Genomic DNA, 24401 nt, shown 5'->3' with positions numbered 1-24401 from the left:
CCGCAAGGGGGAGGGGAGCGCAGCGGGGCTCGCGGTCTCGTCACCGCTCCACACGAGCGCGTTTAGATTCTGCCTTGTCATTCCGGGGCGCGACGCAGGCGCGAAGCCGGACTCTCGAGATTGTCTGGCACTGTCGCTCCACACTTCGAGATTTCGGGTTCATCGCTGCGCGATGCCCCGGAATGACGGCGGAGTTGGCTCCATGACCTACATCACCGGCACCGGCCTGACCTCGTTCGGCCGCCACGACGGCCGCTCGTCGCTCGATCTGATGAGCATGGCGGCGCAGCTCGCGCTCGATGATGCCGAACTGACCCGCCGTGACATCGACGGCATCCTGTGCGGCTACTCCACCGTGTCGCCGCACATCATGCTGGCCACCGTGTTCGCCGAGCATTTCGGCATCACGCCATCCTACGCCCACGCGGTGCAGGTCGGCGGCGCCACCGGGCTCGCGATGGTCATGCTCGCGCATCACCTCGTCGATGCGGGAGTGGTCAGAAACATGCTCGTCGTCGCCGGCGAAAACCGTCTCACGGGCCAGAGCCGCGACGCCTCGATCCAGGCGCTGGCGCAGGTCGGCCATCCCGACTACGAGCTGCCGCTGGGGCCGACGATTCCTGCCTATTACGGCCTCGTCGCCTCGCGCTACATGCACGAGTACGGCGTCACCGAGGAAGATCTCGCCGAATTCGCCGTGCTGATGCGCAGGCACGCCGTCGATCATCCCGGCGCGCAATTTCGCGAGGCGATCACGGTCGCCGATGTCATGGCCTCGAAGCCCGTGGCGAAGCCGCTGAAGCTTTTGGACTGCTGCCCCGTGTCGGACGGCGGTGCCGCCGTCATCGTCAGCCGCGAGCCGACCTGCACCACCGCTGTGCGCGTCCGCGGTTGCGCCCAGGCGCACACCCATCAGCATGTCACCGCAGCGCCTGCGTTGAGCGAACTCGGGGCGGAGATCGCGATCAAGCAGGCCAAGGCAGCGGCGGGTGTCGAGATCGCCGATGTCGACTATGCCGCCGTCTATGACAGCTTCACGATCACGCTGTGCATGCTGCTGGAGGATCTCGGCCTGGCGGGCCGCGGCGAGGCGGCGGCGCGAATCAGGTCAGGACATTTCAGTCGCGACGGCGCCGTGCCGCTCAATACCCATGGCGGCCTGCTGAGCTACGGTCATTGCGGGGTCGGCGGTGCCATGGCGCATCTCAACGAGGCGCATCTGCAGATGACGGGAAGGGCCGGCGGCCGCCAGGTGCGCAATGCCGCGCTCACATTGCTGCACGGCGATGGCGGCGTGCTGTCGTCGCATGTCAGCATGTTCTGGGAGCGTGAGCGATGATGAAAGGCGATGATTGGACCATGGGGGCGGCTGCGATTCGCTATCAGCGCTGCGCGTGCTGTGCCCATGTGCAATATTTTCGCCGTGACTTCTGCGCGGCTTGCGGCTCGCCGGCGCTCACCGACCATGCGGCTGATGGCGAGGGCACCGTCTACGCCACCTCATTGGTCTGCCGCGCCGCGACTCCGGAGACGCGCGCGCATGTGCCGTACAACATCGTGCTGGTGGATATGCGCGAGGGCTTTCGCATGATGGCCCATGGCGACCACGATCTCGCGATCGGGGACGCAGTCAGCGCGCGATTCGTCGGCTTTGCCGGCGGGATGGTGCCTCACTTCGGAAAGTCTAAATGATGAGGAGCAACCGAGCCACGGCACAATAGGCCGACCGCGGGCGGCCGAGGCGGGACGATACGCTTGAACACATTCGTCCCGACCCGGATCGCCGCGCGATTGACGCAATACTCTACGCTACGCTTACTAACTCAAACGCAACTCAACTCGGTCTTTCGCGTGAGCAATCGAGCCCACATTCCCACCTACGGGCGATGAAGCAACTGCGACGCAGAACCTCCAGACAGCCCTTCATCGCCCGTAGAACAGGACGCTGGCGATGACGATCATGGATGTGACCGCCAGCATGTGTGCGAGTGCTTCCGATGTTGCCCTCTTAGTGGCTTCCTTCATGCCGTTTCCTCCCTGGACTGGACACGACTCTCCGTTGCGCGAATACGCACGCGACGGACGGCTGGAATTTCACTCGGAACACCCCACGTCGATGTCTGCTCCGCAAAGTCCCCACTCGGCGTTCATCGACGGTTCAGAAGATCGTCGGGTAATGCGGCGCGAATTGGGCTCGCTTATGGTTGTCCTGCGACCGACTCTCGGTAACGTTTGGGCGATCCCGTACAATTACGAGTGATGAGAAGCCTCGGACGCGTGCCATTCGCAGCCACGGTTTTCGGGCCGCAGCTGCGGCCGAGCGGCTTGGCTGTGAAGGTTCGATGACTGACTCAGTTTTCCAGGGTCAGTCCGCCGCGAGCAGATTGAGCCGCGCATTGGCGATCGTCAGGCGCTCGGCGAGCAGAAGGGCGAGGTTGCGCATGATGCGTTCGCCGGCCTTCGGATGCCGCACACGGAAGCGCTCGAAATCGGCCAGCGTGATCTCGAACGCGGTGGCCGAGAAGTCGGCAGTCACGTCCGCCGAACGCGTCGGTTCGAGCAATGCCATCTCGCCAAAACACTGCCCGGCCGTGAGCGTTGCCAGGCGGATGCCGTCGGGCAGGGTGACGTGAACGACGCCGGAGCGCAGGAAAAACAGCGAGGTCGCGGCCTCGCCGGCGGCGATGATGCGCTCGCTCTGCTGATAGTGCCTGATCGTAGCGAGCGCGGCGAGCTCGTGACGTTCCTCGTCGCTGAGGCCGGCGAGCAGCGGCTGCTCGGCAAGCTCGGTGGTCTCGAGGAAATCGATCGCGCCGCCATAGCGGTAGACGATCTGGTCCTCGGCCCATTCGATCGCGGTGTCCAGCAGGTAGAAGTCGCGCACGTTGCGGATGTCGCCGGTGCGCGCGCTGATCTCCTGCCACTCCGGCGACGTCCGGCGGATGCCGGAGAGCACGACGGTGACGTGGAAATCGGCCAGCTCGTGAAACAGCTCGGCGAGCAGGCGCAGGCCCGCCGGCGTCATCGCGGTGACGCGGTGCAGATCGAAGATCACGAATTGCGGCCGCTCGCCGGCCGCAAGCTGGCGGGAGACGTAGTCGACATTCGACAGCGACAGCGTGCCGACGAGTTCGAGCACGCGCACCGCATCAGGATGGGCCGCGAGGATATCGCGTTCCTGGGCTCTTCGGCTGCGGCGCGACGGATTGGCGCCGATGTCGTAGTCGGCGATGATCGTGGTGCGGGCATCATCGGAACGGTTCAGCATGTGCAGGCCGTAATGAGCCGACAGCGCCTCGCACACCTTGATGCCGCGCACGCTGTTGCCGTGACCGTCGAGCCGCGGCGAGTAGCTGCCGAGCCCGAGCCGCGCCGGCAGGCTCGCCAGGATGCCGCCGCCGACACCGCTCTTGGCGGGAATGCCGACGCGGTAGATCCATTCGCCGGCGAAATCATACATGCCCGAGGAGGTCATCACCGACAGCGTGCGCGACACCGCATAGGGCGTCACCACCTGCTCGCCGGTGACCGGATTGACGCCGCGATTGGCCAGCGTCGCCGCCATGATCGCGCAGTCGCGCGCGGTGACGAGCACGGCGCATTGCCGGAAGTACACCGCGAGCACGTCGTCGACGGGCTCGCTGATGACGTTCGATGTCCGCAGGAGATAGGCGATGGCGCGGTTGCGGTCGCCGGTCGCAGCCTCCGAGGCGAACACGGCGTCATCGACGTCGAGCTTTCGGCCGGCGAAGCGGCCGAGCGCGTCGCGGATGGTCTCGAAGGCGTCGGCGTGCCGGGCCTTGCGCACCAGGCCGCTGCAGGCGATCGCGCCGGCATTGACCATCGCATTGAAGGGATGGTTCTCGGCATTGAGGCGGATCGAGTTGAAGGGATCGCCGGACGGCTCGACGCCGATGACCCGTTCCACCTCGTCGGAGCCGAGAATATCGAGCGCGAGCGCGAACACGAACGGCTTCGACATCGACTGGATCGTGAACGGCACGCGGCTGTCGCCGACCTCGTAGACATGCCCGTCGAGCGTGGCGAGGCTGATGCCGAAATGCGCAGGATCCGCCTTGCCGAGCTCGGGGATGTAGTTCGCGACCGCGCCGTCATGATCGGGCCAGAAATCGGCATGGCAGGCCGAGAGGAAGCGCTGCAACGGCGGCATCGCGGCGGACGCCCAATGCTGCGGATTGCGGGCAGGCCGCGGATGTTCGGTGGTCATGACGAGCTCGGCGGGGACACGGGTGGCGCGCCGGTTATGTCGCAGCCGTGCCGGAGCGGCCAGCCCACAGTTGGGGCAGCGCTGGTCAAATGTTGCCGTTGCCCAGGGATTGAGCGGCGTGGAGCGACGCCGCGCCCGGCTCTCCGGGATGGCTGTCACCCGCCGCCGCGGCTTCATGCGGTGCTGCAACACCGTCCCCGAGCACGGCGTCTGGCATGCCATTCCGAATTGCGCTGACAGGTCGAGTCTTGTGCCAACACGCTGAAGAACGGTCGGTTTTAGAAACGCTCTTGTGTTGTGGGGGCAAAACGCCTGCGCTAGCTTGTTCTGTAAGCGGAATTTAATTCCGCATCATGGAATTGAGTGGAACGCGCATGGGACGACGGTCTGAGCGATTGAGCAGGGTGGGCATGCTGCCCGGGGATCTCGCGGGCGAGGGCGAGGTCATTCAGGTGGTGTCGCGAGCGTTCGACGTGCTTCGTTGTTTCGAGGGGCACGATTCGCGGCTCGGCAATCTCGAAATTTCCAACCGCTGCGGCCTGCCGCGGTCGACGGTATCGCGACTGACGCACACGCTGACGCGGATGGGCCAGCTGGTCTATCTGCCGCGCGATCAGAAGTATCGGATCGGCCCGAGTGCGGTCGCGATGAGCACCTCGATGACCCGCGGCTTGCAGCTGCGCAACCTGATCCGTCAGCGCCTGCAGGATGTCGCCGAGCAATTGCCGGGCACGGTCGGTTTCGTCATCCCCGATCAGTTTCATCTGGTCTATCTGGAGTTCGGCCGCGCGGCGAATGCGCTCGGCCTGCACGAGACCACCGGCAGCCGCATCTCGATGGCCTCGACGGCCGCGGGGCACGCCTATGTCGCCGCGCTCGAGCCGGAGGTCGGAGACGCGCTGCTCGCCGAGATGGAGCGCGAGATGCCGGATGCGGCGAATCTCTTGCGGCCGCGCCTCGAGCACAACAGGCAGTTCCTGAAGGAGCATGGCTACGTCGTCGCTTGCGGGCTGTGGAGTCCTCATATCAACGGCCTTGCGCTGCCGGTGTGGTCGCCGCAGTACCAGACCAATGTCGTGCTCACCATCGGGCTGCTGTCGGCGATGTATGACGAGCAGCGCCTGCACGACGAGGTGGCGCAGCCGATGCGCGAGCTCGGCCGCAACATCGCGGCCCTGCTGCAGGGTGCCGAAGCCGACGTCTTCAACAGCCGGATGGAGAGGAAGCCGCTGCAGGTGACGACGAAGACCAATCATAAGAAGACCATCACCGGGGCAGGGGGAACGAATGAGTTGGCAGCCGGAGCTCGAGGAATTGGCCCGGCGCGAAGCCTTCGCGCGGGAGATGGGCGGGCCTGACAAGGTCAAGCGTCAGCACGACCAGGGCCGTCTCACCGTTCGCGAGCGCATCGACGGCGTCGTCGATCCCGGCAGCTTCCACGAGATCGGCGCCGTCGCCGGTCTCGGCGAATATGACGAGCAGGGCGAGCTCACCCATGTGACGCCCGCGAACTGCGTGTTCGGCCGCGCGCGTGTCGACGGCCGCACTGTCGTCGTGGTCGGCGATGATTTCACCGTGCGCGGCGGCTCGGCCGATGCCTCGATCGCGGCCAAGCCGCTGATGGCGGAGGAGATGGCGCACGACTTCCGTCTGCCGATCATCCGCATCATCGAAGGCTCCGGCGGCGGCGGCTCGGTCAAGACGATCGAAACCAAGGGCGCGGCCAATCTGCCGGGCGGTATCGGCGGCAATCGCTGGTACCGCTACACGACAGAGAACATGTCACTGGTGCCGGTGGTCGGGCTGGGGCTCGGCTCGGTGGCAGGCCTCGGCGCCGCGCGGCTGGCGGCGAGCCACTATTCGGTGATGACCCGGCAGTCGGCGATGTTTGTCGCCGGCCCACCTGTGGTGAAGCGGCTCGGGCAGGACCTCGGCAAGATGGAGCTCGGCGGCGCCGACATCCAGACCAAGGCCGGTGGCGTCGATCATGCCGTCGACACCGAGGCGGAAGCCTTCGCCTGCGCGCGGCGCTTCCTGTCCTATCTGCCGTCCTCGGTCTACGAGCTGCCGCCGACCTTGCCCTGCACCGACGATCCGCAGCGCAGCGATGAGCAACTCATCAGCGCCGTGCCGCGGGATCGCCGCCGCGTCTACAAGATGCGGCCGATCATCGAGTCCGTCGTCGACAGCGGCTCGTTCTTCGAGGTCGCGCAGAACTACGGCCGTCCGCTGATCGTCGGGCTCGCGCGCCTCGAAGGCCGCGCGGTGATGGTGCTGGCGAGCGATCCCTATCACTTCGGTGGCTCGTGGACCGCCGATGCCTGCCAGAAGGTGATCCGCTGGGTCGACTTCGCCGAGACCTTCCACCTGCCGATCGTCTACCTGATGGACTGTCCCGGCTTCATGGTCGGCCTCGATGCCGAGAAGGCGGCGACCATTCGCCATGGCGTGCGCGCGATGGCGGCAGTCAACCAGTCGACGGTGCCGTGGTGCACGGTGATCGTGCGCAACTCGTTCGGTGTCGCCGGCGTCGTGCATCAGCCGGCCGACCGATTCTCGATCCGCTATGCCTGGCCGTCGGCCTATTGGGGCTCGCTGCCGCTCGAAGGCGGCATCGAGGCGGCGTACCGCGCCGAGATCGACGCCGCGCCCGATCCGAAGGCCAAGCTGAAGGAGATCGAGGAACGGCTCAACAAGCTGCGCTCGCCGTTCCGCTCGGCCGAGAAGTTCTGGGTCGAGGAGATCATCGATCCCCGCAAGACGCGCGCGCTGCTGTGCGAGTTCGCGCGCCTTGCCGAGCCGCTGCGGACGCCGGGCCCGCCGACGGCGATGACGACGAGGCCGTGAGCCTCACGCCGCGGCAGGTTTGGCCTGCCGCGCGATGGCGAGCGCGAGCAGCGCGGCGATGATGCAGAGCGCGCCGGCTATGAAGAACGCCGGCAGATAGCTCTGCAGCAGGGTGCGCGACAGGCCGGCTCCGAACGCCGCAGTCCCGGCGCCGAGCTGATGGCCGGCGAACACCCAGCCGAACACCAGATTGGCGCGCTCCGGCCCGAAGCGCTGTGCCGTCAGCCGCACCGTCGGCGGCACGGTGGCGATCCAGTCGAGGCCGTAGAACATCGCGAACAGCGATAGCCCATAGAACGAGAAGTCGGTGAAGGGGAGAAACAGCAGCGAGAGGCCGCGCAGGCCGTAGTACCAGAACAGCAGCCAGCGATTGTCGTAGCGGTCTGATAGCCAGCCCGACACGATCGTGCCGACGAAGTCGAACATGCCCATCGCTGCGAGCAGGCTCGCGGCCTGGACCTGCGGGATGCCGAAGTCGAGGCACATCGGGATCAGGTGCACCTGCACGAGCCCGTTGGTCGAGGCGCCGCAGATGAAGAAGGTCGCGAACAGCATCCAGAACACCGGCACTCGCACAGCGTCGCGCAAGGTGCCGAGCGCGGCAGTGAGGATCGATGTGGTCACGGGGGCGGGCGCGGCGATCGGCTCGGTGCCGGTATCGCCGAACGGGCGCAGTCCGAGATCGCTCGGGCGATCGCGCATCAGGAGCAGCACGGCGGTGGCCGAGACGGCGAGGGCGCAGCAAACCAGCGCGAGCGCCGTGCGCCAGCCGAGCCGCTCGGTGAGGCTCGCCAGCAGCGGCAGGAACACCAGCTGTCCGGTGGCGACGCTGGCGGTGAGGATGCCGACGACGAGGCCGCGCCGCGCCACGAACCAGCGGGTGGCGATGGTCGCGCCGAGCACCAGCGCGGTCATGCCGGTGCCGAGGCCGATCACCACGCCCCACAGCAACACGAGGTGCCAGACCTGAGTCATCGCGAGCGAGGCGAGCAGCGCCGACACCACGATCAACTGCGCCAGCAGGGTGATATTGCGCAGGCCGTAGCGGTTCAAAAGGGCAGCCGCGAACGGCGCCATCAGCCCGAACAGCACGAAGCGGATCGACAGCGCCGAGGAGATCTCGGCGGTGCTCCAGCCGAACTCCTGCTGTAACGGCACGATGAACACGCCGGGCGCGCCCACCGTGCCGGCGGACACGAGCGCCGTGAAGAAGGTCACGGCAACCATGACCCAGCCGTAGTGGATATTGCGCCGTCCGAGGGCTGCGGCGAGCTGATTGGAGATCATGCGGGTCTCGTGAGGCTGGGAAACGGCGCCAGTCTGGCAGACGGCGCGGGTGACATAAACGGCAAAGTTCCCTCGTTTCAGGACATCACGGCCGCTCGACCGCAATCGCGGTCGCCTCACCACCGCCGATGCACAGCGCGGCTACGCCGCGCTTCAAACCGCGCGCCTGCATCGCATGCAGCAAGGTCACGATCAGCCGCGCGCCCGTCGCGCCGATGGGATGGCCGAGCGCACAGGCGCCGCCCTTGACGTTCAGCCGGTCACGGGGAATGCCGAGGTCGCGCTGCGCGGCCATGGCGACCACCGCGAAGGCCTCGTTGATCTCGAACAAATCGACGTCTTCGACGCGCCAGCCGACCTTGTCGAGCAGCTTGCGGATCGCCGGAATTGGCGCCGTCGTGAACCACTGCGGCTCCTGGCTATGGGTCGCGTGGCCCTTGATCTCGGCAAGCACGGGAAGGCCGTCGCGCTCGGCGCGTGATCGCTGGGCGAGGACGAGCGCTGCCGCGCCGTCGGCATTGGCGGAGGAGGCCGCTGGCGTGATGGTGCCGTCCTTGCGGAACGCAGGCTTCAGCGCCGGGATCTTCGCCGGATCGACCTTGAGCGGATGCTCGTCATTGCCGACCAGCCGTGGCCCGGACTTCTCGGTCAGCGTGATCGGCGCGATTTCGGCCGCGAACGCGCCGCTCTCGACCGCCTTGCGGGCGCGCGTCAGCGTTTCCACCGCGTAGGCGTCCTGGTCGGCACGGGTGAACTGATAGGCTTCCGCCGTGGCCTCGCCAAAGTCGCCCATCGAGCGGCCGGTGTCGTAGGCGTCTTCCAGGCCGTCCAGCATCATGTGATCGAGAATGCGGTCGTGGCCGGCGCGATAGCCGCCGCGTGCCTTGGCCAGCAGATAGGGCGCATTGCTCATGCTCTCCATTCCGCCGGAGACGACGATCTCGGCAGAGCCGGCGCGGATGATGTCGTGCGCCAGCATCGTCGCCTTCATTCCGGAGCCGCAGACCTTGTTGATGGTGGTGGCGCCGGTCGCATCGGGCAGGCCAGCGCCCCGCGCGGCTTGGCGAGCCGGGGCCTGGCCCTGACCGGCCGGCAGCACATTGCCCATGAACACTTCGCCCTCCGCATCCGCGGGGACACCCGCGCGTTCGATCGCCGATTTTATCACGTGAGCCCCGAGCTCGTGCGCGCGCAGCGGCGACAATTCGCCCATGAAACGGCCGAGCGGCGTGCGCGCGGCGGACAGGATCACGACGGGATCGGACGAGGCCATGACAAGGCTCCCTGAATAAAGATGATGATCATCATATAATGGGGGCCAGGAAAAGCAAACCATCGTTCTCGCGCACTTTGTGGTGAGGGTGCGAGCGAGACTGGGGGAAGCTGAGGTCGAAAACTTGGAGAAACTTGCGGCTCTACCGCTTGCGATCGATGAAATGCTGCATCAACCGCGTGGGCTCGTCGGTCAGGAAGGAGCGCCCGAAGGCGCCGATCGACACCTCGACCGATTCCTTCAGCGGCAGATCTTCCCATTGCCGCAACAAGGCCTTCTGCAGCCGGAGCGCTTCCGGGCCGCAGGCGAGGAGGGAATCGATGGCGCGCTCCACCGCGGCATCGAGTTCGCCTTCCGTGGCCACCGAATCGACCAGGCCCCAGGCGAGCGCGGTCGGCGCGTCGATCGTCTCGGCCGTCATCAGGAGCCAGCGCGTGCGGCCCCAGCCGATCAGCCGCGGCAACAGCGCGGCATGAATGACCGAGGGGATGCCGACGCGCACCTCGGGCATGCCGAACTTGGCGTCATGCGCTGCAATGCGGAGATCGCAGGCCGCCGCGACTTCCAGGCCGCCGCCGAGACACCAGCCCGGCATCCGCGCGATCACCGGGGCGGGAAAATTCCGCACGGCTTCGCACAGTCCGGCAAGCCGCGAGATGAACGCTTCCGCGGACGCCTGGTCGAGCGTCGCCATTTCCTTGATATCGGCCCCGCCGATCATGCTGCGCTCGCTCTCGCCGGCAAGCACCACGGCGCGAATACCGGTGTCTGATGCGAGCGAGTGCAGGCCGTTCTGAACGTCCAGGATGGCGGCAGAACCGAGAATATTGAGCTTGCCGGCGTTGCAGATCGTCAGCCGCACGACGCCGCGAGAATCGCGTTCGATGCCGCAGTGGGCATTGAGCATATCCATGGTCGCTTCCTCCTCGTGAGCACGGCTGAGTTCCGGCTTTCGGGAATGGTGTCACGGTCTTGATTTAGATCAACTCGAATTCATCAAATAGCTGCAGCGAGCAGGGCGCAGAGCTGCTATTGTATGACCTCGGACATTCAATGGGACGGCAATGCGCTACTCTCCGGAACACAAGGCGGAAACCCACGCGCGAATCGTGCGCAAGGCGTCGGTGCGGCTGCGGGAAAAGGGCGCTCACGGGGTCGGCGTGGCCGACCTCATGAAGGAGGCCGGCCTCACCCATGGCGGCTTCTATGCGCATTTCGAATCGCGCGAGGCGCTGGTCGTCGAAGCCTTCGGCTATGCGATCGATCGGTCCATGGAGCGTTGGCGCAAGCTCCTGGATGAGATGCCGCCGCAGAAGCGGCTCGCTGCGATCGTCGACGGATATCTGTCTTCGGAGCATCGCGACGATGCCGGCCACGGTTGCGCCGTCCCTGCGCTGGGGGCCGAGATCGCGCGGGAGAGTGCGAAGACCCGCAAGGCCTTTGCCGCCAAGCTGGCGGAGCTGATCGATCTCTTCGCCGACTATATCGTCGACGTGCCGCGCAAGACTGCGCGCAAGCGTGCCTCGGCCATGCTGGCGACCCTGATGGGGACGATCGTCATGGCGCGCATTACCGGCAGCGGGGAATTGTCGGACGAGATTTTGAGCTCAGGACGGGAGGTGGCCCTGGCGGTCGCCCATGGTGGCGGGCCTGCGGGGAAGACCCCGGCGCGGGCGCCCGCAAAACGTCCGGCGAATAAGGTGGCCGCCGCCAAGCGCTGAGCTTCGGACGAGAGGCGCGACGCACGGCGTGCCGCGAGCGCGAAGGGGCGGCAATTTCGCAGCGCGGCTCAGCGCTTAAACTCTTCCCAAACGCCGCAAAGACTGCAAGATGCCGGCCAATTCGGCACTGCTTACCCCCTGCGGAGGATACCCATGCGTTCGATCGGTCATTTCATTGGCGGCAAAGAGGTCAAAGGTACGTCCGGACGGACCGCCGACGTCTTCGAGCCGATGACCGGTGACGTGCAGGCCAAGGTCGCTCTCGCCTCCCGCGCCGAGCTGCGGGCCGCCGTCGAGAACGCCAAGGCCGCGCAGCCGGCCTGGGCCGCGACCAACCCGCAGCGCCGCGCGCGCGTGATGATGAAGTTTCTGGAACTCGCGCAGCGCGACTACGATCAGCTCGCCGAGCTGCTGGCGCGCGAGCACGGCAAGACCATTCCGGACGCCAAGGGCGACATCCAGCGCGGCCTCGAGGTCGTCGAATTCGCCTGCGGCATTCCGCATCTGATGAAGGGCGAGTACACCGAAGGTGCCGGCCCCGGCATCGACATCTACTCGATGCGCCAGCCTCTCGGCGTCGTTGCCGGCATCACGCCGTTCAATTTCCCGGCGATGATTCCGATGTGGAAGTTCGCGCCCGCCATCGCCTGCGGCAACGCCTTCATCCTCAAGCCCTCAGAGCGCGATCCGGGCGTGCCGATGAAGCTCGCCGAGCTGATGATCGAGGCCGGCCTGCCGGCGGGCATCCTCAACGTCGTCAACGGCGACAAGGAAGCGGTCGACGCCATCCTCGAGGATCCGGACATCATGGCGGTGGGCTTTGTCGGCTCGTCGCCGATCGCGCAGTACATCTATGAGCGCGCCGCCGCGCACGGCAAGCGTTGCCAATGCTTCGGCGGCGCCAAGAACCACGCCATCATCATGCCCGACGCCGATCTCGACCAGGCCGTCGACGCGCTGATCGGCGCGGGCTATGGCTCGGCCGGCGAGCGCTGCATGGCGGTCTCCGTCGCGGTGCCCGTCGGCAAGACCACCGCGGACCGGCTGATGGACAAGCTGATCCCGCGCGTCGAGAGCCTGAAGATCGGCACCTCGGTCGATCCGTCGGCTGATTTCGGTCCGCTGGTGACCCGCGAGGCGGTCGAGCGCGTCAAGAACTACGTCGATATCGGCGTCAAGGAAGGCGCGACGCTTGCCGTCGACGGCCGCGGCTTCAAGATGCAGGGCTACGAGAACGGCTTCTACATGGGCGGCTGTCTGTTCGACAACGTCACCAAGGACATGCGGATCTACAAGGAAGAGATTTTTGGTCCGGTGCTGTCGGTCGTCCGCGCCAAGGATTACGCCGAGGCGCTGGCGCTGCCGTCGGATCATGACTACGGCAACGGCGTCGCGATCTTCACCCGCGACGGCGACGCCGCGCGCGACTTCGCGGCCAAGGTGAATGTCGGCATGGTCGGCATCAACGTGCCGATCCCGGTGCCGATCGCGTACTACACCTTTGGCGGCTGGAAGAAGTCTGGCTTCGGCGACCTGAACCAGCACGGTCCGGATTCGATCCGCTTCTACACCAAGACCAAGACGGTCACCTCGCGCTGGCCGTCCGGCGTCAAGGAAGGTGCGGAATTCTCGATTCCGCTGATGAAGTGACGACAAGTGGGAGCCCACAAGGGCTCCCACTTGCGTCATTGCGAGGAGCAAAGCGACGAAGCAATCCAGACTGCCTCCGCGGAAAGATTCTGGATTGCTTCGCTTCGCTCGCAATGACGGAGTATGAAACAGCGGCACGGCCTACAAAACAAGTTCAGGGAAACGCGGAGAACGAATGCAGTTCGCTCTCGATGAGGATCAGGTCGCGGTGCGCGAGATGGCGCGCGCGTTTGCGGCCGAGAAGATCGCCCCGCATGCGTTGCGCTGGGACGAGGAAAAGCATTTTCCTGTCGACGTGATGCGCGAAGCCGCAAGCCTCGGCATGGGCGGCATCTACATCCGCGACGATGTCGGCGGCTCCGGCCTGTCCCGTCTCGATGCCGCGCTGATCTTCGAGGCGCTGGCGACGGGCTGCCCGACGGTGTCCGCCTTCATCTCCATCCACAACATGGCGTCGTGGATGATCGACACCTTCGGCACCGAAGCGCAGCGCCAGGAATATCTGCCGAAGCTCTGCCCGATGGACCTCATCGCGAGCTACTGCCTGACCGAGCCCGGCGCCGGCTCCGATGCCGCCGCGCTGCGGACCCGCGCGGTGCGCGATGGCGACCACTACGTGCTCAACGGCCAGAAGCAGTTCATCTCCGGCGCCGGCGCGACGGACATCCTCGTCGCGATGGTTCGCACGGGCGCCGACGGTTCCGGCGGCATCTCGACGCTCGTGATCGACGCCAAGACCCCCGGCGTGTCGTTCGGCGCCAATGAGCGCAAGATGGGCTGGAATGCGCAGCCGACCCGCGCCGTTGTTTTCGAGAACGCGCGCGTGCCGGTGGCCAACCGCCTGGGCGAGGAGGGCATCGGCTTCAAGATCGCGATGGCCGGGCTCGACGGCGGCCGTCTCAACATCGCGGCGTGTTCGCTCGGCGGCGCGCAGGCCGCGCTCGACAAGACGTTGGCCTATACCAAGGAGCGCAAAGCGTTCGGCAAGCGGCTCGACGAATTCCAGGCGCTGCAATTCCGGATCGCCGACATGGCGATCGAGCTGGAGGCCGCGCGCACCTTCGTGTGGCGCGCCGCCGCGGCGCTCGACCGCAAGGATGCGGATGCGACGATGCTGTGCGCGATGGCCAAGCGTTTTGGCACCGATGTCGGCTTTGAGGTTGCCAACCAGGCGCTGCAGCTGCACGGCGGCTACGGCTACCTCAGCGAATACGGCATCGAGAAGATCGTGCGCGACCTGCGCGTGCACCAGATCCTCGAAGGCACCAACGAGATCATGCGCCTGATCGTGTCGCGCAAGCTGATCGAGGGCGCGCGATGAGCGACGTCATCGAAGGCGATCTGATCGTCCGGCGAGAAGGCTCGGCGGGCATCATCCGGCTCAACCGGCCCAAGGCGATCAATGCGATGACCCTGGAGATGTCGATGGGCATCGACGCGGCGCTCGATCAGTTCGAGGCTGATTCCGCCGTCGCCGTTGTGCTGCTCGAAGGCGCGGGCGAGCGCGGGCTGTGCGCCGGTGGCGACATTCGCGGGCTCTATGAAAGCTCGAAGGTGAATGGCGATCTTGGCAAGGTGTTCTGGCGCCAGGAATACATCATGAACGCGCGCATCGCCGCGTTCGGCAAGCCCTATGTCGCCTACATGGACGGGCTTGTGATGGGGGGCGGCGTCGGCCTGTCGGGGCATGGCCGCCACCGTATCGTGACCGAGAAGACCAAGCTCGCGATGCCCGAAGTCGGCCTCGGCTTCTTTCCCGACGTCGGCGGCACCTGGCTGCTGTCGCGCGCGCCGGGACAGCTTGGCGCCTATTTTGGCTTGACTGGGCAGACCATGAACGGGCCCGACGCGATCCATGCCCGGTTTGCGGATGCGGTCGTGCCAACCGAGAAGTGGCCGGCGTTGCGCGAGGTCCTGACCAGGGTCCGGCCAGGGACATTGTCGGCCGAGATCGACCGGCTGATCGCAGGTTTTGCCACCGGCGAGACCGCCGGGCCGGTCGCGGCGCAACAGGCCAAGATCGATGGGTGGTTCGCCCATGACAGCATGCACGACATCTTTGCGGCCCTGGAAGCCGATGACTCCGAGCTCGCGCGCGCGACCTTGAAGACGCTGAAAGAGAAGTCGCCGCGCGGCATGGTCGTGACGCTGAAGCTGCTGCGGCTGGCGCGCGGAGCGACATCGTTGCAGGAGTGCCTCGTGCGCGAATATCGTGCGGCGTTGGAAGTCTTCCGTAGCGACGATTTCCGCGAGGGCGTGCGGGCCGCAATCATCGACAAAGACCGCAGTCCGAAGTGGTCGCCGCCCGACGTCGATCAGGTGACGCCGGAAATGCTGGCGCCGTATCTCGCCGAGATCGGTGCCGATGAGCTGACATTTCCGCAAACGAGATAACAATCAGGTCGAGGGAGAGAACGAACCATGGCAACGATCGCATTCATCGGTCTCGGCAACATGGGCGGCCCGATGGCCGCCAACCTCGTCAAGGCTGGCCACAAGGTGGTGGCGTTCGACCTGGTCGAGGCTTCGCGAGCGCAGGCCAAGGCGGATGGCGCCGCGATTGCGGACAGCGCCGTGGCGGCGGTGAAGGGCGCTGACGCCGTCGTCACCATGCTGCCGGCCGGCAAGCATGTGCTGGCCGTCTGGAACGAGGTCGTGCCCGCGATGAGCAAGGGCGCGCTCATCATCGACTCCTCCACCATCGACGTCGAGAGCGCGCGAGCTGCGCATGCACTGGCCGCCAAGCATGGCATCGCGTCCGTCGATGCTCCCGTGTCCGGCGGCACCGGCGGCGCCAAGGCGGCGACGCTGACCTTCATGTGCGGCGGCGAGGAGGGGGCGTTCGCCGCGGCCAAGCCGATCCTGGAAAAGATGGGCAAGAAGATCGTCCATTGCGGTGGTGCCGGCGCGGGGCAGGCGGCCAAGATCTGCAACAACATGATCCTCGGTATCTCGATGATCGCGGTCGGCGAGGCGTTTGCACTGGGCGAAAAGCTCGGCCTGTCACACCAGGCGCTGTTCGACGTCGCCTCGACCTCGTCGGGGCAGTGCTGGTCGCTGACGTCCTATTGCCCGGTGCCGGGCCCGGTGCCGGCCTCGCCCGCCAACAACGACTACAAGCCGGGCTTTGCCACCGCGCTGATGCTCAAGGATCTCACGCTGTCGCAGGACGCGGCCAAGGCGGCCGGTGCTGCGACGCCGCTCGGTCAGCACGCGCAGGAGATCTACAAGGCGTTCGAGGCCGCCGGCCATGGCGGCGTCGATTTCTCAGGCATCATTCAGCACGTCCGCAAGCTCGCCGGGACCACCTGATGACGACATTCAAGGACGCACGCGCGTTTCTGCTGGCGCATCGCACCGACTACGATGCCGCCGTGAAACGCTTTCGCTGGCCCGATCCCGTCCCGTTCAACTGGGCGCTCGACTGGTTCGATGCCGAACTCGCATCCGATCCGGAGAGCCGCGAGCGCACCGCGTTGTGGATCTTCGACGCCGCGCAGGATCGCCAGACGAAACTGTCCTTTGCGGCACTGTCGCGGCGCTCCAACCAGGTCGCCAATTTCCTGCGCGCGCAGGGGCTGAAGCGCGGCGATCATCTGCTGCTGCTGCTCGGCAACGTCGTGCCGCTATGGGAGACGATGCTGGCGGCGATGAAGCTCGGCGTCGTCGTGATTCCCGCGACGACCTTGCTGACCACCGATGAGTTGCGCGATCGCCTGGAGCGCGGCCGCGCGAAGGCTGTCGTCGCCGCGCAGGACCAGGTCGCGAAGTTCGCCGATCTCGGCGCGGATGATTTGGTTCGGATCGTCGTGGGGACGACGACATCGGCCGGCTGGCTGCCGTTCGCGCAGGCCGCCGACGCCGCCGAGGCGTTCACGCCGGATGGTCCAACGCAGCCTGATGATCCGATGCTGCTGTATTTCACGTCCGGCACCACGGCCAAGCCGAAGCTGGTGCGGCACAGCCATCGCAGCTATCCGGTCGGCCATCTCTCGACGATGTACTGGCTCGGGCTGCAGCCCGGCGACGTGCATCTCAACATCTCCTCGCCGGGCTGGGCCAAGCATGCTTGGAGCTGCTTCTTCTCGCCGTGGAATGCCGGCGCCACCGTGTTCGTCGTCAACCAGCCGCGCTTCGATGCCAAGGGGTTGCTCGCGATCATCAAACGCTGCGGCGTCACCACTCTGTGCGCGCCGCCGACGGTGTGGCGGCTGTTCATCCAGGAGCATCTCGCCGACTTCAAGGTGTCCTTGCGCGAAGCCTGCGGCGCCGGCGAGCCGCTCAACCCGGAAGTGATCGACCAGGTCCGCGCTGCTTGGGGTCTCACGATTCGAGACGGCTACGGCCAGACCGAGACCGCCGCGATCTGCGGCAATTCGCCGGGTCAGAAGCTGAAGATCGGCTCGATGGGCCGGCCGCTGCCGGGCTATCGCGTCGAGGTCGCCGATATCGACGGCAATCTGGCGAGCGAGGGCGAGATCACCTTGGCGCTCACGGGCGAGCGTCCGGCCGGCCTGATGCAAGGCTATCAGGGCGACGACGGCAAGCTCACAGGCGCGGACGGCACGCGCTATCGCACCGGCGACGTCGTGTTTCAGGACGAGGAGGGTTATCTCACCTTCGTCGGCCGCTCCGACGACGTGTTCAAATCTTCCGACTACCGCATTTCGCCGTTCGAGCTGGAGAGCGTGCTGCTGGAGCACGAGGCGGTCGCCGAGGCGGCCGTCGTGCCGAGCCCGGATCCGATCCGGCTGGCGATCCCCAAGGCCTATGTGCTGCTGACATCAGGCGCGGAGCGCTCGCGCGCGACCGCGCTGTCGATCTTCGAGCATCTGCAGGCGCGGCTGGCGCCGTTCAAGCGCATCCGCCGGCTCGAGCTGGTCAGCGAGCTGCCGAAGACGATCTCCGGAAAGATCCGCCGCGTGCAGCTGCGCCGGCTGGAGCATGAGGACAACCGCACCGATCAGTTGCGTGGCATGGAATTCAAGGAAGAGGATTTCCCGGAGCTGAAGACGCGACCGTCCGGGCACGAGGTGTAAGAAACGCATGAACAAGATCTGGAAGAAGCCGCCGATATCGCTTGAAGCCTATCAGGCCATGGTCGGCCAGGAGATCGGCGTGTCGTCGTGGCACGTGCTCGATCAGCAGCGCATCGATACCTATGCCGATGTGATCGAGGATCACCAGTTCATCCATGTCGATCCGGAAGCGGCGAAGGCGACGCCGTTTGGCACCACCATCGCACACGGCTTCCTGACGATGTCGCTGCTGTCGGTGATGTCCTACGAGGTCATGCCGGCGATCGAGGGCACGGCCATGGGCGTGAACTACGGCTTCGACAAGCTGCGCTTCATTTCGCCGGTGAAATCCGGAAAACGCGTGCGCGGCCGTTTCGTGCTGTCTGAAGCCACTCTGCGCAAACCGAAAGAATTGCAGTCGCGCACCAACGTCACGGTCGAGATCGAAGGTGAGGACAAGCCCGCGCTTGTCGCCGACTGGATCGGTCTCATTTATCTGAGCTAACTCTCGTCGTCATAACCAATTCTCGTCATCGCCGGGCTTGACCCGGCGATCCATCTACTTCCGAAGAAGGGATGGATGCCCGGGTCAAGCCCGGGCATGACGAACTGAAAAACCGTAGGACACAGCATCATGGCAATCAGATTCGACGGACGTGTCGCCATCGTCACCGGCGCAGGCAATGGGCTCGGGCGCGCGCATGCGCTGGGGCTGGCGAGCCGCGGCGCCAAGGTCGTGGTGAATGATTTCGGCGGCGCACGCGACGGCACCGGTGGCTCCATGACCGCGGCCGAGACCGTGGTCGAGGAGATCCGCAAGGCCGGCGGCACCGCGATGGCGGACGGCGCCGACGTCTCGAATTTCGAGCAGGTCACCGCGATGGTCGAGCGCGCCACCAAGGAATGGGGCAGCGTCGACATCATGTGCGCCAACGCCGGCATTTTGCGCGACAAGTCGTTCGGCAAGATGGAGGTGGCGGATTTCGCGAAGGTTCTCGACGTGCATCTCGTCGGCAGCTTCTACTGCTGCAAGGCGGTCTGGAACGGGATGCGCGAGCGTAACTACGGCCGCATCGTCCTGACGACGTCGTCCTCCGGCCTGTTCGGCAATTTCGGCCAGGCCAATTACGGCGCGGCCAAAACCGGGATGGTCGGCCTGATGAACGTGCTGGCGGAGGAGGGCCGCAAGACCAACATCCGCGTCAACATCATCTCGCCGACGGCGGCCACCCGCATGACCGAGGAGCTGCTGCCGCCGCAGGCGCTGCAGCTGATGAAGCCGGAATCGATCACGCCGGCGGTGGAGTATCTGCTGAGCGAGGACGCGCCGACCCGCACCATCATGGGCGCCGGCGCCGGCTCGTTCGCGGTGATCAAGATCCTGGAGAGCGAGGGCATCAATCTGCCGCCGGAAGAATGGACGCCGGACGCGGTGGCCGCGCATTTTGCCGAAATCAGCGACATGTCGAAGGCGCGCGCGCTGCAGGGCGCGTTCGAGCAGACGCAGAAGTACGTCGGTCAGGCCGCGGCCCGGCTGGGGATCAAGTTGTAGTTCTCACTGTCATTCCGGGGCGCGCGTCAGCGCGAGCCCGGAATCCATAACCACGATCGGGAGTATGGATTCCGGGCCTGCGCCAAGAGGCGCATCCCGGAATGACGACCTCTGTTGCGGACCCTCCGTCCAACCCAACCCGTTTGCGCGATGTTCCCGACAAGACCAAACATCGCTATCATCGGAGCCGGCCCGGCCGGGCTGATGGCCGCCGAGGTGCTGGCTGAGGGCGGAGTCAGCGTCACCGTCTACGATGCGATGCCATCGGTGGCGCGCAAGTTCCTGATGGCGGGGCGAGGCGGACTCAACCTCACGCATAGCGAAGAGCTGTCGGCATTCTTGCAGCGCTATCGCGACGCCGCGCCGTGGCTTGCGCCGGCCATTCAAGCGTTTTCGCCGCAACAACTACGCGACTGGTGCGAGGCTTTGGGCCAGCCGACCTTCGTCGGGTCCTCGGGCCGTGTATTTCCGGTCGCGATGAAAGCCTCGCCGCTGCTCCGCGCCTGGCTGCGCCGGCTCGATGCCCAGGGCGTGCGCATCGAGCTGCGCTATCGCTGGACCGGCTGGGACGATCAGGGACGTCTCATCTTCGACACGCCAAACGGCCCGCGCGCCATCGCAGCCGATGCCACCGTGCTCGCGCTCGGCGGCGCGAGCTGGCCGCGGCTCGGCTCCGATGGCGGCTGGGTGCCGATCCTCGCCGCGAAGGGAATCGCGATCACGCCGCTGCGGCCTGCAAATTGCGGCTTCACCGTCTGCTGGTCGGACCTGTTCCGCGACCGCTTCGAGGGCCAGCCGCTGAAGGGCATCGCGCTGTCGTTCGGCGGGCGCAGCGTACGCGGTGAAGCGGTCGTCACGCGGGACGGCATCGAGGGCGGCGCGGTCTATGCGCTGTCGGCCGAATTGCGCGAGGCCATCGCGCTGAATGGCGAGGCGGTCCTGCATGTCGCGTTGCGGCCTGACCTCGAGACGCCCGATCTGATCAGGCGGTTATCGGCACCGCGCGGAAAACAGTCGTTCTCGAACGTCCTGCGCAAGGCGCTACAACTCTCTCCGGTTGCGATCGGGCTCTTGCAGGAGGTCGCAAAGACGCTGGGGCAGTCGTTGTCTTCGCTGCCGCCCGATCGTCTCGCGGCGCTCATCAACGCCGTCCCGATCAAGTCAACGGGCACGGCCGGCCTCGCCCGCGCCATCTCCAGCGCTGGCGGCATCGCGCGCGACGAGCTCGATGCCGACTACATGCTGCGGCGACTGCCGGGCGTGTTCGCCGCCGGCGAGATGCTGGACTGGGAAGCGCCGACCGGCGGCTATCTGCTGCAGGCGTCGTTCGCGACCGGCGTGGCGGCAGGGAAGGGGGCGCTGAGTTGGCTACGAGGAGATAGACAGTTATGATCATACCCCTCCCTGAGCCCTGGTTTGTGCTCACCGAAGATCATGTGCGGACGGCACTGGAGACCGAGCTCGCGCGTGAAATTGCTCCCGACCATGCATTGGCAAATCTGCCCCTCAACATCATCGCAAAGCGTGACGATTGCGATGATGTCCTCGTCACATTGCGTGACGGCCGGGTAGCCGTGGTTCACCTCACGTGGTCTGGCGGTCGTGAAGCCGACCCTCGGCGGCCGACAACCGTGCTCTACGACTCGCTCGACGATTGGCGTGTCTCTCTCGACTGATCGTGATTTTGTAAGGAGCGAACTTTCGATGCAGCCGTCATTGCGAGCGAAGCGAAGCAATCCAGGGCGGCTCGTGCGGCTCTGGATTGCTTCGTCGCTTCGCTCCTCGCAATGACGGGCTGAGAGAGTTGCGCGCCTACCGCAGCTTCCCCCGCGCCGCGACCGGCAGCGTGCCTAAAATCTCCTCGCCGCGCACCATCACGACCTCGTCCATCATGTTGACGACGACGCAGACGTGGTTGGGGACGATGCGGACGACGTCGCCGACATTGGGGCGGGTGTTGCTGCGGGAGAGATCGAGGAAGCCGTGCTCCTCGGCGAAGCGGGCGATCTTGGCTTCCGGGTGCTCCAGGATCAGGCCGTGGCCGTCGAGGCCGCCGGTGTCGGTCGTGAGCGTCTTTGAGCCGGCATCGAGGATGCCACGCTCGGGCGCGGCGCGGCTGACGACGGTGGAGTAGATGTGCAGCGCGCAGTCGTCCCAGGTCGCGACGCCGGCGGCGACCTGCATGCGGTCGTTGTAGATGTAGGTCCCGGGACGATGCTCGGTGGCGCCCTTGAGCTTGCCGAGATTCTTGAGGTTGGGCGAGCCGCCGGTCGAGACGATGCTGGCTTCCAGCCCTTCGGCACGGACACCCGCCAGCGCCTCGTCGTAGAAGCGCTGCGCGTCGTCCCAGCCGCTCTCGGTCGGATACAGCATGAAGCCGGCGAAGCGCAGGCCTTCGCTCGCCTTGATCTGGCGCGCGAGCTGGATCGCCTCGGCCGGCGTCTCGACGCCGGCGCGCTTGCGACCCGTGTCGCATTCGACGACGACCGAGAGCGTGCGGCCGGATTGCTTCGCGGCCTGCGGCAGGCCGGCGATCACGGTCGCGTTGTCGGCGGCCACCGTCATGTCGGCCTTGGCCTGCAACGCGGCGAGACGCGCCATCTTCTCCTCGCCGATCAGATTGTAGCTGATCAGGATGTTGCTGATGCCGGCGTCAGCCATGATCTCGGCCTCGCCGATCTTCTGGCAGGTGATGCCTTGCGCGCCGGCCTCGATCTGCAGCTTCGCCAGCGCCGGGCTCTTGTGCGTCTTGATGTGCGGCCGGTTGGCGACACCAGCCGCGTCGCATTGAGCCTGGATGCGCGCGATGTTGCGCTCGACCTTGTCCATGTCGATGACGGCGCAGGGCGTGCCGTACTCTCGGGCGATCTTGGCGGCGAGCGGGGTGGTCATGTCATTTTGCTCCATGTTGCCGTCATTGCGAGGAGCGAAGCGACGAAGCAATCCAGAGTCCCGACTGCAGCCCTGGATTGCTTCGCTTCGCTCGCAATGACGGAGATCATTTGATGAACCTTACGCGCCCTCGATCTCCTCGCGCAGGACTTCGAGCTCCAGCCAGCGGTCTTCGGCGGCGGTGAGCTCGGCTTGCGCGGTGGCGATGGCGAGGGAGGCGGCGTCGAACTTCTTGCGGTCTTTCGAGTACAGCGCGGGATCGGCGAGCACGGCCTGCTGCTTGGCAATTTCGGCCTGCAACTTGGCGATTGTTTTCGGCAAGGTCTCCAGCGCGTGCTTCTCATTGAATGAGAGCTTGCGCTTTGGCGCGCTCGTGGGTGCGGCGGAGGCCGGCTTCGTCTCTTTCTTCTCCTCAACCGCCTTCGCATGCTCGCGCTTCAGGTCCGCGCCGCGCTGGACCAGCATGTCGCTATAGCCGCCGGCATATTCCTGCCACTTGCCGTTGCCCTCGGGCACGATCACCGAGGTGACGACGCGATCGAGGAAGTCGCGGTCGTGGCTGATCAGGATGACGGTGCCCTCGTAGTCGCCGAGCATGTCCTCGAGCACGTCCAGCGTCTCCAGATCGAGATCGTTGGTTGGCTCGTCCAGCACCAAGAGGTTCGACGGTTTTGCCAGCGCGCGTGCCAGCATCAAACGACCGCGCTCGCCGCCGGAGAGCACCTCGAGCGGCGTGCGCATCTGCTCGCGCGAAAACAGGAAGTCCTCCATGTAGCCGACGACGTGCTTCGGCTTGCCGGCCACCATGACGTGGTCGCCGCGGCCACCGGTCAGCGCTTCGGCGAGCGTCGTGCGCGGATCTAGGCTTTCGCGGTGCTGGTCGAGCGTCGCCATCTCCAGATTGACGCCGAGCCGGACGCTGCCGCTGTCCGGCTCGCTGCCGCCGGTGAGCAGATTGACCAGCGTGGTCTTGCCGGCGCCGTTGGGGCCGACGATGCCGATGCGATCGCCGCGCTGGATGCGGATCGAGAAATTGTCGACGATCTTGCGATCGCCATAGCTCTTCGTCGCGCCCTTCGCCTCGATCACCAGCTTGCCGGATTTGTCGGCCTCGGCGGCGGCGAGGTTGGCACTGCCCGCCGTGCCGCGATAGTCGCGGCGCTGCTGGCGCAGCGCGTGGAGGTTGGCGAGCCGCTTGACGTTGCGCTTGCGCCGGCCGGAGACGCCGTAGCGCAGCCAGTGCTCCTCGTTGACGATCTTGCGGTCGAGCTTGTGCTGCTCGCGCTCTTCCTCCGCCAGCACCTCGTCGCGCCACGCCTCGAAGGCGGCAAAGCCGCGATCGATCTGCTTGATCTGGCCGCGATCGAGCCAGGCGGTGGCGCGCGACAGATTGGTGAGGAAGCGGCGGTCGTGGCTGATCAGCACCAGCGCGCAGCGGCGGCCGTCGAGCTCGTTCTCCAGCCACTCGATGGTGGTGAGATCGAGATGGTTGGTCGGCTCGTCCAAGAGCAGGATGTCGGGATTTGGCGCGAGCACGCGCGCCAGCGCCGCGCGGCGGGCCTCGCCGCCGGAGACATGCGCGGGATCCTCTTCGCCGGTCAGTCCGAGCTGCTCGACGAGGTAGCGCGCCTGATAGTGATCGTCACCCGGCCCGAGCCCGGCTTCGACATAGGACAGCGTCGTCGCATGGCCCGAGAAATCCGGTTCCTGCGGCAGATAGCGCACGGTGGCGCCGGGCTGCACGAAGCGCGTGCCGCTGTCGCAATCGACCAGACCCGCGGCGATCTTCAGCAGCGTCGACTTTCCTGAGCCGTTGCGGCCGATCAGGCAGACGCGCTCGCCGGGCGAAACCGACAGTTCAACGCCCTGCAGCAGGGCGGTGCCGCCGAAGGTCAGGCGGATGTCTTTGAGTTGAATGAGTGGCGGCGCCATG

19 protein-coding genes and 1 pseudogene are annotated in these 24401 nt (G+C 66.1%); 14 read left to right on the top strand and 6 right to left on the bottom strand.

The window, feature by feature from the left end; all coding sequences use genetic code 11:
• The first annotated feature begins 202 nt into the window (after positions 1-202).
• Together ACQR0Z_RS31290 and ACQR0Z_RS31285 are read left to right on the top strand one after the other, a co-directional pair.
• Positions 203-1339 carry a thiolase family protein gene (locus ACQR0Z_RS31290; RefSeq protein ID WP_434921202.1) on the top strand — a complete coding sequence of 379 codons (1137 nt, stop codon included), beginning with the start codon at positions 203-205 and terminating at the stop codon, positions 1337-1339.
• A complete protein-coding gene (locus tag ACQR0Z_RS31285) occupies positions 1336-1692 on the top strand; it encodes a Zn-ribbon domain-containing OB-fold protein (RefSeq protein WP_434921201.1) in 357 nt (118 codons plus the stop codon). Before ACQR0Z_RS31290 ends, ACQR0Z_RS31285 begins: the two co-directional genes overlap by 4 nt.
• A 673-nt stretch (positions 1693-2365) precedes the next feature.
• On the opposite strand, the gene glsA is transcribed toward ACQR0Z_RS31285, so the two are convergent.
• Entirely contained in the window at positions 2366-4228 is a 1863-nt protein-coding gene (gene glsA, locus ACQR0Z_RS31280) for a glutaminase A (protein WP_434921200.1), read from the bottom strand.
• A 374-nt stretch (positions 4229-4602) separates the two neighbouring features.
• On the opposite strand from glsA, the gene ACQR0Z_RS31275 reads away from it, so the two are divergent.
• Positions 4603-5586, top strand: a complete 984-nt coding sequence (locus ACQR0Z_RS31275; RefSeq protein ID WP_006610855.1) for an IclR family transcriptional regulator — start codon at positions 4603-4605, stop codon at positions 5584-5586.
• Positions 5516-7075, top strand: coding sequence for an acyl-CoA carboxylase subunit beta (locus tag ACQR0Z_RS31270; protein ID WP_434857515.1), 1560 nt, complete (start codon positions 5516-5518; stop codon positions 7073-7075). Before ACQR0Z_RS31275 ends, ACQR0Z_RS31270 begins: the two co-directional genes overlap by 71 nt.
• Before the next feature lie 3 nt (positions 7076-7078).
• On the opposite strand, the gene ACQR0Z_RS31265 is transcribed toward ACQR0Z_RS31270, so the two are convergent.
• From ACQR0Z_RS31265 to ACQR0Z_RS31255, 3 genes are all read right to left on the bottom strand, one after another.
• Positions 7079-8362, bottom strand: a complete 1284-nt coding sequence (locus tag ACQR0Z_RS31265) for an MFS transporter (RefSeq protein WP_434857514.1) — start codon at positions 8360-8362, stop codon at positions 7079-7081.
• Positions 8363-8447: 85 nt separating this feature from the next.
• Positions 8448-9635 carry a thiolase family protein gene (locus ACQR0Z_RS31260; RefSeq protein ID WP_434921199.1) on the bottom strand — a complete coding sequence of 396 codons (1188 nt, stop codon included), beginning with the start codon at positions 9633-9635 and terminating at the stop codon, positions 8448-8450.
• Positions 9636-9777: 142 nt separating this feature from the next.
• Positions 9778-10548 (bottom strand): enoyl-CoA hydratase, encoded by a 771-nt coding sequence (locus tag ACQR0Z_RS31255; protein ID WP_434921198.1) that lies wholly within the window; start codon positions 10546-10548, stop codon positions 9778-9780.
• A 151-nt stretch (positions 10549-10699) separates the two neighbouring features.
• Here ACQR0Z_RS31255 and ACQR0Z_RS31250 point away from each other — a divergent pair, with 151 nt between their 5' ends.
• The 10 genes and pseudogenes from ACQR0Z_RS31250 to ACQR0Z_RS31205 all read left to right on the top strand — a co-directional run bounded on the left by ACQR0Z_RS31250 (position 10700) and on the right by ACQR0Z_RS31205 (position 21252).
• Complete coding sequence (locus ACQR0Z_RS31250; RefSeq protein ID WP_434921197.1) at positions 10700-11356, top strand: TetR/AcrR family transcriptional regulator; 657 nt, start codon at positions 10700-10702, stop codon at positions 11354-11356.
• Positions 11357-11509: 153 nt separating this feature from the next.
• A complete protein-coding gene (locus ACQR0Z_RS31245; RefSeq protein WP_434857510.1) occupies positions 11510-13006 on the top strand; it encodes a CoA-acylating methylmalonate-semialdehyde dehydrogenase in 1497 nt (498 codons plus the stop codon).
• Between the two features lie 175 nt (positions 13007-13181).
• The gene (locus tag ACQR0Z_RS31240) at positions 13182-14327 is read left to right on the top strand and encodes an isobutyryl-CoA dehydrogenase (RefSeq protein WP_434921196.1); all 1146 of its coding nucleotides are present in this window, start codon (positions 13182-13184) and stop codon (positions 14325-14327) included.
• Positions 14324-15400 (top strand): enoyl-CoA hydratase/isomerase family protein, encoded by a 1077-nt coding sequence (locus ACQR0Z_RS31235; protein WP_434921195.1) that lies wholly within the window; start codon positions 14324-14326, stop codon positions 15398-15400. Before ACQR0Z_RS31240 ends, ACQR0Z_RS31235 begins: the two co-directional genes overlap by 4 nt.
• Before the next feature lie 21 nt (positions 15401-15421).
• Positions 15422-16318, top strand: a pseudogene (mmsB, locus tag ACQR0Z_RS31230) (3-hydroxyisobutyrate dehydrogenase); the annotation flags it as partial.
• The gene (locus tag ACQR0Z_RS31225) at positions 16318-18045 is read left to right on the top strand and encodes an AMP-binding protein (protein WP_434921194.1); all 1728 of its coding nucleotides are present in this window, start codon (positions 16318-16320) and stop codon (positions 18043-18045) included. The pseudogene mmsB and the gene ACQR0Z_RS31225, both read left to right, overlap by 1 nt.
• A 7-nt stretch (positions 18046-18052) precedes the next feature.
• Positions 18053-18529: a MaoC family dehydratase gene (locus ACQR0Z_RS31220; protein ID WP_434921193.1), complete on the top strand. Its 477-nt coding sequence runs from the start codon at positions 18053-18055 to the stop codon at positions 18527-18529.
• A gap of 129 nt (positions 18530-18658) precedes the next feature.
• Complete coding sequence (locus ACQR0Z_RS31215; RefSeq protein ID WP_434921192.1) at positions 18659-19576, top strand: SDR family NAD(P)-dependent oxidoreductase; 918 nt, start codon at positions 18659-18661, stop codon at positions 19574-19576.
• A gap of 150 nt (positions 19577-19726) precedes the next feature.
• The gene (locus tag ACQR0Z_RS31210; protein ID WP_434921191.1) at positions 19727-20968 is read left to right on the top strand and encodes an NAD(P)/FAD-dependent oxidoreductase; all 1242 of its coding nucleotides are present in this window, start codon (positions 19727-19729) and stop codon (positions 20966-20968) included.
• Positions 20965-21252, top strand: a complete 288-nt coding sequence (locus tag ACQR0Z_RS31205; protein WP_434921190.1) for a hypothetical protein — start codon at positions 20965-20967, stop codon at positions 21250-21252. The genes ACQR0Z_RS31210 and ACQR0Z_RS31205 overlap by 4 nt, the downstream gene beginning before the upstream one ends.
• A 136-nt stretch (positions 21253-21388) precedes the next feature.
• Here the strand turns inward: ACQR0Z_RS31205 and ACQR0Z_RS31200 are convergent, their stop codons facing one another.
• Both ACQR0Z_RS31200 and ACQR0Z_RS31195 read right to left on the bottom strand, forming a co-directional pair.
• Complete coding sequence (locus ACQR0Z_RS31200; protein WP_434921189.1) at positions 21389-22468, bottom strand: D-TA family PLP-dependent enzyme; 1080 nt, start codon at positions 22466-22468, stop codon at positions 21389-21391.
• 120 nt (positions 22469-22588) lie between these two features.
• Positions 22589-24400: an ABC-F family ATP-binding cassette domain-containing protein gene (locus ACQR0Z_RS31195; RefSeq protein ID WP_434921188.1), complete on the bottom strand. Its 1812-nt coding sequence runs from the start codon at positions 24398-24400 to the stop codon at positions 22589-22591.
• Position 24401 lies beyond the last annotated feature (1 nt).

Source organism: Bradyrhizobium sp. HKCCYLS3077 (assembly GCF_051167555.1).
Taxonomy (GTDB): Bacteria; Pseudomonadota; Alphaproteobacteria; order Rhizobiales; family Xanthobacteraceae; genus Bradyrhizobium.
The sequence above is the reverse complement of the archived record's forward strand: the minus strand, read 5'-3'. Positions and strand labels throughout refer to the sequence as shown.